8 protein-coding genes and 1 pseudogene are annotated in these 12,520 nt (G+C 70.3%); 1 reads left to right on the top strand and 8 read right to left on the bottom strand.

Annotation, left to right across the window (positions count from 1 at the left end):
- Positions 1 to 25 precede the first annotated feature (25 nt).
- Positions 26 to 901, bottom strand: a pseudogene (gene serS / locus ACQEWB_RS36465) (serine--tRNA ligase); the annotation flags it as partial.
- A gap of 290 nt (positions 902 to 1,191) precedes the next feature.
- Here serS and ACQEWB_RS36460 point away from each other — a divergent pair.
- Positions 1,192 to 1,602 carry a hypothetical protein gene (locus ACQEWB_RS36460; RefSeq protein ID WP_432838728.1) on the top strand — a complete coding sequence of 137 codons (411 nt, stop codon included), beginning with the start codon at positions 1,192 to 1,194 and terminating at the stop codon, positions 1,600 to 1,602.
- Here the strand turns inward: ACQEWB_RS36460 and ACQEWB_RS36455 are convergent.
- The 7 genes from ACQEWB_RS36455 to ACQEWB_RS36425 all read right to left on the bottom strand — a co-directional run bounded on the left by ACQEWB_RS36455 (position 1,577) and on the right by ACQEWB_RS36425 (position 11,949).
- Positions 1,577 to 2,680 carry an IS630 family transposase gene (locus ACQEWB_RS36455; RefSeq protein WP_432844203.1) on the bottom strand — a complete coding sequence of 368 codons (1,104 nt, stop codon included), beginning with the start codon at positions 2,678 to 2,680 and terminating at the stop codon, positions 1,577 to 1,579. The genes ACQEWB_RS36460 and ACQEWB_RS36455 overlap by 26 nt on opposite strands.
- Positions 2,681 to 3,054: 374 nt before the next feature.
- Positions 3,055 to 3,900, bottom strand: coding sequence for a tyrosine-type recombinase/integrase (locus tag ACQEWB_RS36450; protein WP_432844201.1), 846 nt, complete (start codon positions 3,898 to 3,900; stop codon positions 3,055 to 3,057).
- A gap of 163 nt (positions 3,901 to 4,063) precedes the next feature.
- Entirely contained in the window at positions 4,064 to 5,596 is a 1,533-nt protein-coding gene (locus tag ACQEWB_RS36445) for an RNA polymerase sigma factor (protein ID WP_432838726.1), read from the bottom strand.
- Between the two features lie 430 nt (positions 5,597 to 6,026).
- Positions 6,027 to 6,914: a FadR/GntR family transcriptional regulator gene (locus ACQEWB_RS36440; RefSeq protein ID WP_432838724.1), complete on the bottom strand. Its 888-nt coding sequence runs from the start codon at positions 6,912 to 6,914 to the stop codon at positions 6,027 to 6,029.
- Positions 6,915 to 7,075: 161 nt separating this feature from the next.
- Positions 7,076 to 9,049, bottom strand: a complete 1,974-nt coding sequence (locus tag ACQEWB_RS36435; RefSeq protein WP_432838722.1) for an ABC transporter ATP-binding protein — start codon at positions 9,047 to 9,049, stop codon at positions 7,076 to 7,078.
- 68 nt (positions 9,050 to 9,117) lie between these two features.
- Complete coding sequence (locus ACQEWB_RS36430) at positions 9,118 to 9,876, bottom strand: NUDIX hydrolase (RefSeq protein WP_432838720.1); 759 nt, start codon at positions 9,874 to 9,876, stop codon at positions 9,118 to 9,120.
- A gap of 153 nt (positions 9,877 to 10,029) precedes the next feature.
- Positions 10,030 to 11,949 carry a glycogen debranching N-terminal domain-containing protein gene (locus ACQEWB_RS36425; protein ID WP_432844199.1) on the bottom strand — a complete coding sequence of 640 codons (1,920 nt, stop codon included), beginning with the start codon at positions 11,947 to 11,949 and terminating at the stop codon, positions 10,030 to 10,032.
- Positions 11,950 to 12,520 lie beyond the last annotated feature (571 nt).

Here is a 12,520-nt window from a genome sequence, read left to right as displayed (position 1 = left end):
GGGAAGTCGCAGACACCGACGAGCACTATGCCTCCGGTGTTCCGTCCGCCGAGATCCGGCGGAAGCCGAGGTATGGGACGAGGGATTCGGGCGGGAGGATGGAACCGTCCTGCTGCTGGCACTGCTCAAGGAGAGCGGCCAGGGTGCGGCCGATGGGCAGGCCGGAGCCGTTGAGCGTGGCGACGAGCTTGGGCTTGCCGTCCTCGCCACGGGTCCGGATGTTCGCCCGACGGGCTTGGAAAGTGCCGAAGTTGGAGACCGAGGAGATCTCGCGGTACGTGTTCTGGCTCGGGATCCAGACCTCGAGGTCGTAGGTGAGCTGCGCGGAGAAGCCTGTGTCGCCGGCGGCCAGCTTGATGACGCGGAAGGCGAGGCCGAGTTCCTTAAGGCACGCCTCGGCGTGGCCGATCATCTTCTCCAACTCGGCGTCGGCGTCCGCCGGGTCGACGAGCCGGACGATCTCTACCTTCGCGAACTGGTGCTGGCGGATCAGGCTGCGGGTGTCGCGGCCATACGAACCGGCCTCGGACCGGAAGCAGGGGGTGTGTGCGGTGAGTGCCAACGGCAGCTCCGCCGGAGGGATGATCTCGTCGGCGTAGAGGTTGGTCAGCGGGACCTCGGCCGTGGGGATGAGGAACAGTTCACGGTCGGCGACGCCGGTCTTGAACAGGTCCTCCTCGAACTTCGGGAGCTGGCCGGTGCCGGTCATGGTCTTGCGGCTGACCAGGTAGGGGACGGCGTACTCGACGTAGCCGTGCCGACGGGTGTGGAGGTCGAGGAAGAGCGTCGCCAGTGCGCGCTCCAGGGCAGCACCGGCACCGCGGGAGACCGCGAAGCGCGGGCCGAACAGCTTCGTGGCCCTGCCGAAGTCGAGGATGCCGGTGGCCTCGCCGAGGTGGTCGTCGCAGTTGGCCCACATCTCGTGGGCGGCGATCTCAGCGCGGAGACGGCGCTGCTTGGCGGTGAGGGAAGTGGACGCGGCCACCTTGGAACCTCCACGGTAAACGTGGTGTTCGCAGGTGCTCGCCTACGTCTACATGTCCGGGAAGCGATGGCACCTAGACGAGCTTGCGAGCTAGCGTACCGGACGCGCTCGCAAGGTGACAGGACGGCGTTTGCTAGTGCTGTGACCGGGAAGGTTGGCCGGGTTGGGGTCTTCCGCCGGTGCTGATGGCCTCGGAGTATCGGAGTGTGGGGCATCAAGAGGGTCTGTTAGAGGCATTCCGGGCGGAAGCCGGCGTTGAGTTCGCGTTTCTGGTCGAGGACGCAGGTTTCTCGGGCCCGGAGCAGACTGACGTTGGACTGCTCTTCCACAGCAGTGATCTCGACGTGGAGGTCTGGTTCCTGGACGGGCATGAGCCCGTGGTGACGACGCTGGTCGCCCCGGTTGCACCGGACGGGGCGAGGACCAGGGGAGTGTGGCTGGACGAGCTGTACGTCTTGAGCGGATGCGGTCCCGCTCAAGACGTGCCCGGCTCGGCCCCGACCCGTCGAGCCACGCTTAAGCGTGTCCATCAGCATGCGGCTGCCCTGCGCCTGCTCATGCCGCAGTTGCTCACCGCTGAGGGTGCACAGCTCATTGCCCACTGTCGCCAGGACTGACTGCGGCGCCTGGATCCTTATGCGCCTTGGCTGCGGGGCGTCCGCCCCAGCGGATGCCCTTCTCGCTGCGGATGCGGGCGCGCTCCTTGCGCTCGGCGGCCAGGACGTCGCGGTGGCGGGCATTGGCGTTGCGCCAGCGCAGATAGGCGTGCAGGGCCCGGGTCTGCATCGTGTGGTTGGGGTGATGGGAGTTGGCGACGGTGAACTGCCGCAGCGGTCCGAAGTGGGCCTCGATGGGATTCGCCCAGGAGGCGTAGGTCGGTGTGAAGCACAGCTCGACCTTGTTCTTCTTCGCCCAGCGCCGGATGCCGGTGCCCTTGTGGGCGGAGAGGTTGTCCAGGATCACGTAGATCGGTGCGCGGTTGGGCCGGGCGGCGCGGATGGACTTCAGCGCGGCCAGCGTGTTGGCGGCCCCCTTCTTGCGCCTGTCGACGCCCCACAGCCGGTCGTCGCCGACCGAGTAGCAACCGTGGAAGTACCGCACGCCGTGGGTGCGGTGGTAGGTGGCGGGCAACCGGTCGGGGCGTTTCCGCGCGCCCCAGCACGAACCGGCGGTGGGCCGGATCCCGAGCGGGCCGAACCCGTCGAAGGCGAACACCCGGTCCGGAAAGCGGTCGAGGACTTCCTCGAACCTGTCCAGCTTCACCTCGCGTTCGGGGTCCGGGGATTCCTTCCAGGTCTTGGTGCGCTGAAAGGTGACGCCGCGGCGGGCGAGCAGGCAACGTAACGCCTCGCGGCCGATAAGGATCACCCGGCCATGGACTTTGCGCAGGTAGGCGACGAGTTTGCGCAGCGACCAACGGGTAAAAGGCTGGCCGAGCTTGGTGGGACGTGTGGTGGCCGTCTGGATGACGAACTCCTCCTCGTCACGACTGAGCAGGAGGGGACGGCCTCCCGCCCACCGAGGGTCCAGACAGGCCAGGCCGATCTCACTGAACCGGTGGATCACATCGCGCACGGTGTCCTCATCGGCCTGCACCAGCTGGGCGATCACCGGCACCCGATTCCCGCCGGCCGAAGCCAACAGCATCATCGCCCGCCGGTAGCGCACTGAGCCGGTGCTGCCCCGACGCACGATCTACTGCAGCTTCTGCCCCTCCTGATCGGTCAGTCTGCGCACACGGACAGGCTCAGCCACCACACATCCAGCGGTCGGACGGACATCACCGCACATCCAACCGCCACAACGGCCAACCCGGCGAACCTTCCCGGTCAGCGCACTAGACGCTTCGGCCATGCGCTGGTGCAGCTTGTCCAGGTCCAGACGACCGTGATCAGCACACTCCACGTCTGGCACACCTTGGTGCCTCCACCCTTGCCATAGGGTCACGGTGCTGTTGTCCTCTTCATCGACCTCCACCCGCGCCACACGCTTGCCACATCGTCCACAGACGATGTGCACCAGAGGTGTGCCAGGCATGTCGGGCTGGACCTGTCGCCAGATACCCGCCATCAGAGATCTCCCAAGTTCAGCCGCCGCGCCTCCTCCGCTGCCCGACGCTCGGACGTGGCGCGGGTGTGCCGGTCGATCATGTCGCGGCGCGACCATCCGGCCACAGCCATCAGCCCGCCTTCGGAGCCGCCAGCGGCGAGCCAGCGCCCGGCGGCGGTGTGGCGCAGCACGTGAGGATGGAAGTCGGGGATCCCGGCCGCGTCGGCGCGCGCCTTCAGCGCGCTGTACAGCGCCTGATAGGTGAAACCCTTGCTCCTGTCGCCCAGCCACAGGTACGGAAGGCCGGCCAGCCGGTGCGTCCGGCGGATCCGCAGGTAGCGGTCGATGGCCCGGCCAGTCTGTGCGCCGAAGGGCACGGTGCGGCTCTTGCCGCCCTTGCCGCGCCTGACAACCGCCATGCCAGCCTTGAGATCCACGTCCCTGATCTCCATGGCCACGACCTCACCCGCCCTCGTGCCGGTCTCGATCATCAGCCGGATGATCGCTTCGTCACGACGATCACGGAAGTCCCGCCCCGAACACGCCTTGAGCAGCAACCGGCACTGATCATCGTCGAGCTCCTGCACCACCTTGTGGTCGAGCTGTGGCGGCTTGAGGTTGACGAGCTGATCGGCAGCGACCTCGCCCTCCTCGGCGAGCCAGGCCGAGAAGCGGCGCACGGCCAGCTGTCGTGACCGCGCCGTGGACGCCTCCGCTCCCCCGCCCAGCAAGGCAGAGACGAAGGCGTTCACAGTCGGCCGGTCAAGGACCGTGGAACGACCCGTCGCCTCACACCACCTCAGGAAGGCACGGACTCCGCCGCCATAGGTCTTGATCGTCTGCACGCTCTTCCGCTCGGCGGACAGGTGAAGCAGTCAGGAGTCGAGGAGGGAGGCTATGTCCGGGTTTGCGCTCATGCCGCTAGCATATGCCAAAGGTCGAGTTATCTAGGCTAGGAGCGTTGTGTTCACACACAAAAGCGCCCCTGCCCGGTAAAATCCGAGGTCAGGGGCGCTTCCGAGAAAAGGCCTAGTCGAGGTAGTCGCGCAGCACCTGCGAACGCGACGGGTGGCGCAGCTTCGACATGGTCTTGGACTCGATCTGGCGGATCCGCTCGCGCGTGACGCCGTACACCTTGCCGATCTCGTCGAGGGTCTTCGGCTGACCGTCGGTGAGACCGAAGCGCATCGAGACGACGCCCGCCTCGCGCTCGGACAGGGTGTCGAGGACGGAGTGCAGTTGCTCCTGGAGGAGCGTGAAGCTGACCGCGTCGGCCGGGACGACGGCCTCGGAGTCCTCGATGAGGTCACCGAACTCGCTGTCGCCGTCCTCACCCAGGGGGGTGTGGAGGGAGATCGGCTCACGGCCGTACTTCTGGACCTCGATGACCTTCTCCGGGGTCATGTCGAGTTCCTTGGCCAGCTCCTCCGGGGTGGGCTCGCGGCCCAGGTCCTGGAGCATCTGGCGCTGCACGCGCGCAAGCTTGTTGATGACCTCGACCATGTGCACCGGGATACGGATGGTGCGGGCCTGGTCGGCCATGGCGCGGGTGATCGCCTGACGGATCCACCAGGTGGCGTACGTGGAGAACTTGTAGCCCTTGGTGTAGTCGAACTTCTCGACCGCGCGGATCAGACCGAGGTTGCCCTCCTGGATGAGGTCCAGGAAGAGCATGCCGCGGCCGGTGTAGCGCTTGGCCAGGGAGACCACCAGACGGAGGTTGGCCTCCAGGAGGTGGTTCTTGGCGCGGCGGCCGTCCTCGGCGATGATCTCCAGCTCGCGCTTGAGCTTGGGGGCCAGCTTGTCGGCGTTGGCCAGCTTGTCCTCGGCGAACAGACCGGCCTCGATGCGCTTGGCGAGCTCGACCTCCTGCTCGGCGTTGAGCAGCGGGACCTTGCCGATCTGCTTGAGGTAGTCCTTGACCGGGTCGGCGGTGGCACCGGCGACGGCGACCTGCTGGGCCGGCGCGTCGTCCTCGTCGTCGTCGGAGAGGACGAAGCCCTTGTTCTCGGCCCCCTCCTCTTCCTCTTCGCCGGGCTTGACGTCCTCGAGGACCTCGTCCTCGGGAACCTCGGCGTCGTCCTTGCCGGTGGTCTTCTTGGCCGCCGTCTTCTTGGCGACGGTCTTCTTCGCGACCGCCTTCTTGGCGGTCGTCGTCTTCTTGGCGGCGGCCTTCTTCACGGGCGCCTCATCCTCGGGGGAGGTCTCGGCGGTGGGCGCCGCCGGGGTGGCGGTGGCGGTGGCCTTCTTGGTGGTCACCGTCTTCGCCGCGACCGTCTTGGTGGCGGTGCGCTTGACCGGACTCTTCGCTGCGACGCTCTTTCGGGTGCGCTTGGGCTCCGCGGCACTGACCATCAGCGTCACACCCTCTTCCTCGAGGATCTGGTTGAGGCTGCGCAGTACGTTCTTCCACTGAGTGGCCGGAATCTGGTCAGCTTCGAAGGCCCGACGCACATCGTCGCCGGCGATCTGCCCCTCGGCCTTTCCCCGCTCGATGAGAGCCATGACAGAGACGGACTCGGCGATCTCCGGCGGGAGCGTACGGGATGTGCTGGCCGACACGAACAACCTCTCGGAACGTTGGAAAACGGCTTCCGGCCCCGTCCGGGACGGACAGGAGCCGACCGCCGGCTTTGGGGATTGGGCCGACGGCGCGGGCGGGGGCCGGGAAGATGCACAGCGCCGCGAACGGCGTCCGTATTCCCTCCTCGGCAGTCACCTCTTAGGTCATCGCGCTGTTCCCACGAGCGTTACGCCCAATCTGCGTGGCCCGAGTCACACCCCGTAAGCGGTCAAAAACGGTCAGACAAGGGCAGAGAAGGCCACCAACACCTCCTACCCAGGGCTCGCGCCCCGAACACACGTCCCGTCGCGCCGTCGGACCCCGCAGGATTACGCCCATCCTGCGGGGTCCGACGGAGGCGGTTCGCCGACCGGGCGATGCCACAGGAGGGGGAGACATCCCCGGCCGCGCCACCCGCGGTGCGCGCGGTCAGTGCTCGCGCGGCGCCGGCACCACGCGCTCCACCTCGGGGTGGACGGTGAGCAGTTGGCGCATGGCCGCCTCGGCGGCCGCGCCGTCGCCGGTGGCCAGGGCGTCGGCGATCCGGCCGTGGTGCGCCAGCGAGGTCTCGTTCGGCCGGTCACAGCCCGTGACGGGGCCGCCGGAGACCTGGAGCGCGGCCGACACGATGCCGGAGAGGTGCTCCAGCATGCGGTTGCCCGCGACCTGGATGAGCAGCGAGTGGAACTCGGCGTCGGCACGGGAGAAGGTGAGCGCATCGCCCTGCCCCATCGCGTGGCCCATGATCTCGACCATGTCGCCGAGGCGCTGCTGGACGTCCTCGCGCCCGTGCCCGGCGGCGAGGCGGGCGGCGAGCGGTTCGATCGTCCAGCGCAGCTCGCTGAGCTCGCGGCGCTGGTCGTCGCGCTGCGGCCCGAAGGCCCGCCACTCGATGATGTCCGGGTCGAGCAGGTTCCAGTCGCTGACGGGACGCACGCGCGTGCCGACGTTCGGCCGGGCGCTCACCAGGCCCTTGGCCTCCAGGACGCGGAGCGACTCGCGGACGACGGTGCGGGAGACCTCGAAACGCTGGCCGATCTCCTCGGGCACCAGCGGGCGGTCGGCGCCCAGGTCGCCGGAGACGATCATCTGGCCCAGCTGCTGGACGAGTTGGCCGTGCAGCCCGCGCCCGCGGCTGCCCGCGGTGCGCCGGCCCATGCGGCCCAGCTCCGGTTCCGCGCTCTCCCAGACAGGGGCTCCGACGCGGTCGGCGACGGGGGCCTCGGCGTAGGGGTAGCGGTCGAGTTCGCCCGGGCCGGCGAGACCTGAGTCTGCGGAGCGGGCGGCGGTCATCATGGTGTGCGCAAGGGTACTCACGGATCCTTTGTCGGCGCCGTCCCCAACTCCCTTGAGGTCTTTGGTGAAAAGCACACGAAAGGGTGATCGCTCACCCCGTCGCAATTGACGCCTTATCGGAAAGAAATGGGCTTTCCCCGGGGAGTTGTGCGCAGGGTGGGGCGAACGGACACGGACGGTCGTCATCGGACCCTGCTGCGCAGGGTCGTGAGCAGATACGCGCAGAGCAGAGCGGTCAGCGACAACGCCAGCGCGCCGCCCACGGGTTGGGCGAGCACCCGCACCGCGGCAGACAGATAGCGCTCTCCCCCGAAGGGCCACTGCAGCAGGAGCGTCTCCCGCAACCGCAGCGGAAGACCGGCCGCGGTCCGCACGGACGATCCCGCCAAGGCCTTCTGTACGAGGGGAACCACGAGCACCGGTACGGCGACCACGGCCGCGAGCCCGGCCGTGGTGGACCGGAAGACGCCGGCCGCCAGCACGCCGGCCCAGGCGCATCCGACCACGAGTCCGATCCAACTCGCGCTCAGCGAAAGCCAGTCGGCGGGAACCTGCGCGAGCTCCCGACCGTAGACGAGGTAGAGCACTTCGGCGTCGCAGCCGATCGTGAGGAAGGCCAGCGTCAGCGCGGTGGCCGCGGCGACGAGGAGCTTCGCGACGAGCAGCCCAAGCCGCCGGGGCACGGTGCCGCGATCCGCCGCCAGCGCGGGGTGGCGGAACTCGTCACCGAAGGCCAGCGCCCCGAGCAGCCCTGCCCCGACCGCGGCGGGCGGCAACGGCAGCTCCCGCGGCCACGCGGCGAGCAGCCGCGACTGCGGGGTGTGCCCGATCCGCGCCAGGAGTACGGCGGTGAGGGCGGACACGAGGAGCACGGCGGCGGCGGTGAGGAAGCCGGTGCCGATGCCGACGGCCCGGCGGATTTCGTAGCGGAGAGGGCGGAGAGGGGTGGGGGCGGGGCGGACGGAGATGGGGGGTGGGAGGGGGGAGAGGGGGAGGGCGGCGTTGGACCGAGCCGAGACGTGCGGTTCGGCTTCGGCTTCGGCTTCGGCTTCGGCTTCGGCTTCGGCTTCGGCTTCGGCTTCGGCTTCGGCTTCGGCTTCGGCTTCGGCTTCGGCTTCGGCTTCGGCTTCTTGGGGAGTGTCGGGCGGCGCCAGGTGGTGCGGTGCGGCGTGGAGGGCCCGGACTGCGTCGGTGCCGGGCGCTTCGGTGGTGTGCGATTCGGTCGGCGACTGCGTGGCCTCGGCTGTTTCCGGTCCGTCCAGTGGAGCCGCCCCCGCCCCGGGTCCCATGTCCCCGACTTCGTCCGCGAGTTGGTGTACGAGGATGCCGTGGCGGAACGCAGTTTCGCCGATGTCGGCGCAGGTGCTGCCGTACACGGAGAGGCGGTTGCCGTTCTCGCGGACGACCTCTACGGAGCGCTGTGCGGTGCGGGCCTCCTTGGTGAGGAGAGCGGCGAGGCGGGCGGCGTGCGGGCTGCGGACGGCGACGCGGGGGCGCAGCCGGGTGCGGGCGAAGTCGTCGACGTCCTGGTCGGCGACGAGTCTGCCCTGCTCCAGGGTGACCACCCGGTCGGCGCTGCGCGCGGCCTCCTTGGGATCGGCCGTGGTGAGCAGGACCGTGCCGCCCTGGGCCGCGTGGGCGCGGAGCATGCCGTGCAGCCAGCGGGTCTCACGGGCGGAGAGGCCGTCGGCAGGCTCGTCGAGGACGAGTGTGTGGGGGTCGGACAGCAGGGCGCAGGCGAGGCCGAGGCGGCGGTCCATGCCGCGCGAGAGGGTGCCGAGGCGTTCGTCGCGCAGGCTCACCAGGCCGACCACTTCGAGGACTTCGTCGGCGCGGCGGACCGGGACCCCGGCGGCGGCGCAGAGCATGCGGAGATGACCGCGGACAGTGCGGGCCGGGTGTCCTGGTACGTCACCCAGGAGCACGCCGACCTCACGCGAGGGGTGGGCGATGCGGTGCAGGGGGCGGCCCCTGAAGTAGGTGACGCCACGGCCCTGTTGGAGTTCGAGCATGAGTCTGAGCGCCATCGTCAGGCCCGCGCCCGGCGCGCCGAGCAGTGCGGTGACGCGGCCCGCACGCGCCTCGAAGGAGACGTCGTCGACGGCGGGCGGAAGGTCCTTGCGGGTATTGCTGGTCAGTCCGAAGGCCTGGATCACTCGCAGCAAGATAGCGTGCTATTTCCGGTTTTTCGGGCATAGCGGCGCCCGCTCCACGCGCGCGGCCGTCACACCTCGGGGCGCAGCATCGGGGGGTTGAGCAGTGTGGCGCCACCCGCACGGAACAACTGTGCGGGCCGACCGCCCTGGCGGGTCGTCGTACCGCCGGTGGGCACCAGGAAGCCGGGCGTGCCCGTCACCTTGCGATGGAAGTTGCGCGGGTCGAGCGCCACGCCCCAGACCGCCTCGTAGACCCGGCGCAGCTCTCCGACGGTGAACTCGGTGGGGCAGAACGCCGTGGCCAGCGACGAATACTCGATCTTCGAACGGGCCCGCTCCACCCCGTCGGACAGGATCTGGGCATGGTCGAAGGCGAGCGGTGCCACCGGCTCGCCGTCCCGGCCGTAACCGCCCTGCTGCAGCAGTTCCTCGACCGGCGCCCAGCGTGCGTTGCTGGCGTCACCACCCGCCCGGGGCGGCGGCAGGTCAGGGGCGAGCGCCAGGTGAGCGACGCTCACCACGCGCATCCGCGGGTCCCGCTTGGGGTCGCCGTAGGTGGCGAGCTGCTCCAGGTGGGCACCGTTGTCCTGAGCCGGTACGGCGGGGTCGTGCGCGCGCAGCCCGGTCTCCTCGGCCAGCTCGCGCGCCGCCGCCTGCGCCAGGTCCTCGTCGGCCCGTACGAATCCGCCGGGAAGCGCCCAGCGCCCCTGGAACGGCGGTTCGCCCCTGCGCACCGCCAGCGCACACAGCGCATGGCGCCGCACGGTCAGCACGACCAGGTCCACGGTGACGGCAAAGGGCGGAAATGCTGACGGGTCGTAGGACATGCGGCGATCATAGTCGTCTGCCTGACGATAAACACTCCCTTCGTAGGCGACTTCGGTGGCTGATCCAATTCGCTTCGGGAACTGATCCAATTCGGTCCGGAATGCGTGTCGACGTCCGCTCCGGGTCGTCCCGCGGTGGTACGTCGTCCGAGGTCACCCTCCTAGTTGGAGGCCGTCGCCCGCCTCCTCGACCATGGCCAGGCCGAGTCTGCTGACCCGTACGGAAAAGGGTGCGCCCGCGACCCGCAGCCCCGTCAGGACGATCTCGCCCAGGGGTGCGCTGTGCACGGGGCGCAGCGTGACTGTCCCGCCCGGTGCGTCGGGGCGGATGCCCGCGAGGCTGATCGGCAGCAGCACTCCCGCGGCCGCCGCGGTGGCCGCGGGGCGGCAGGACGCCGGATGCGGGACGGGAACGCTTCCGTCGGCACGCTGCTCCCCCGCGTACATCTCGGGCAGCCGGTAGCCGAAGGCCTCGGCCGCCGCCAGTGCACCGCGCAGCAGCCCATTCGCCTCCTTCTCGTACCCGGCGGCCGCCAACCCCGCGACGGCCACGGCCGTTTCATGAACCCGCACGGCACCGCTGCGGTGGCCGAACGGGTTGTATCCCGCTTCCTTCGCGCCCAGTCCGCGCAGCCCCCAGCCCGAGTCCATGGCAGGGCCGCCGAGCAGTCGGGCGAGTTGCTCGGTCTGCACCTTGTCAAGCAGGCCGACGGCCAGTCCGCCGTTGCCCAGCAGGCCGGTGTCGAGAAGGTGGGCGGCGGCCGCGCCCAGGTGCGGCACCGGGCTTCCGTCCGGGGCGAGCGCCGCTGCCGGTCTGCCGCCGCCGAGGTCGTCGATCCAGAAGTCCTCCCGGAATGCCGTCCGCAGTGTCTGCGCCCACTCACGCAACTCGGCACTGCCCGGTCTGCCACAGGCATGAAGCAGATCCGCCCCGAGAAGCGCCGCGCGGTGTGCGTGGGCCTGTGTCTCGCAGCGGACGGGACCGCCGGGGTGCGGGTCGCTGAGGTAGGTGCCGTCACCAACGGTCGTCCGCAGCCAGGTCAGGCAGCGCTCGGCCGTCGGCAGCAGTTCCTCCATCTCCTGCTCGGCGAGTCCCCAGCGGCGGGCCTCCGCGAGGAGCACGGGGAAGAGCAGCGTGGCCTCCGTACCCGTGCAGCCCGGCGGCAGGTGGGTGCCCGCGTCGCGCCGTGGCCCAGGGAGCATGCCGGACTGCGGCCCGGATCCAGCGAGTTGGGTACGGGCGAGAGTACGCAACGTGCCCGCGGCGAGCCGGGTGCCGAGGGCCAGCGTCATCCGGGCGGCGGTGAGCGCCTCGGCCGGGGCCAGGCCGCAGCGCCAGGGTGCGCCGGCCGCGAGGTGGAGGTCGGAGGGGTGCGCGGGGTCGCGCAGCAGGAGGGCCTGGAGGTCCTCGACGCTCGTGCGCAGCAGCGACTCGATCCGGGGATCGTCGCCCGACGCGCGTGCGGCTGCGAGCGGGCTCGTCGCCGCACGGCCCGCGGACCGGACGGGGCCGGCTCCGTCCGGCCGCACTCGTAACTCCACCGTCCTGCTGCCGCCGGGGGCCAGCTCCAACTCCCAGCGCAGCAGACCTGCGGAGGCCAGCGCGTCGGCGGGCGGCGGATCCGCCGTGACCGAGGAGTTCCCGGTGGCGCAGGACCAGCGCAGGCCCGAGTCGTGGACGCTGGCGGGCAGTTCGGGGCCGGCGGTTCCGGAGGCGATGGCGCCCAGGTCTGCCAGGTCCGTGCCGAGGGCGACCTCGAGCGGGACCCGCAGGGGGCGCAGCGCCGCGCTGTGCAGGGTGATGCGCTCGGTCCCGTCCGCGTGCCGGATACGCTCGACCACGACGTCCGGATCCGGGCCGGAGTGCGGGGAGACACGCACGGTTCCCACGAAACGGGCCTGGTCGGCGGCGGTCATCCGGGCCTGCACGGCGAGCGGTTCACGCCCGGCCACCCGAACCTGGCAACGGGCGAGAACGCGCCGACCCGCACGGTAGAACCCCTCCAGCCCCTGCGCGGTCATCTGCGCCTGCTCCGTGGAGATGGCGAGCCCGGGAAGAGCGACGCAGATCATGGCGGTGTGGGTGGACGGCAGTTCGGCCGGCCGACGGGGTGGCAAGGGCGGTGAGGGAACTCCGCGGGTTGGAGGGGCAGTTCCTGGGGGCGGGAAGGCGGGTGGGCGGCGGGTCGGGGCTGGGGGTGGGGAGACGGGTGGGCGGGCTGTCGACGCTGTTGACGGGAAGGCGGGAGGGCGGGGTGTCGAGCCTGTTGGCGGCAAGGCAGGTGGGCAGGGGGTCGAGCCTGTTGACGGGAAAGCAGGCGAGCGGGGTGCCGGGCCTGTGGGCGGGAAAGCAGGCGGGCGGGGTGCCGAGCCTGTGGGCGGGAATTCGGCCTGGTCCTTGCTCGGCGAACAAAGCACGGGCCGCCCCGGATCCCTCGGGCGAGCGGCTGGAAAGGGCTGGTCCGTGAGTCGGCCGGCGGACTGATCACCCCGTGTCGCAGGGCTGACCGGCCATGGCTGGTCAGCCGAAGTGGACGCGGGCGGATCCGCCGGGGCGGACGAAGGCGAATCCGCCGGGGCAGACGAAGGCCGACCCGAGGGCGCAGCCACGTGCCTGCCCACAGGCGCGGCCGGGTGCCGGTCC

This window comes from Streptomyces sp. CA-249302, assembly GCF_050936785.1.
In the GTDB taxonomy this organism is placed as follows: Bacteria; Actinomycetota; Actinomycetes; order Streptomycetales; family Streptomycetaceae; genus Streptomyces.
This window is presented reverse-complemented; position numbering and strand designations above follow the sequence as displayed.

Excerpts from the sequence above, each read along its gene's own strand:
- ACQEWB_RS36430 (WP_432838720.1), bottom strand. The coding sequence starts at position 9,876 with ATGTCCTACGACCCGTCAGCATTTCCGCCCTTTGCCGTCACCGTGGAC.
- ACQEWB_RS36425 (WP_432844199.1), bottom strand. The coding sequence starts at position 11,949 with ATGATCTGCGTCGCTCTTCCCGGGCTCGCCATCTCCACGGAGCAGGCG.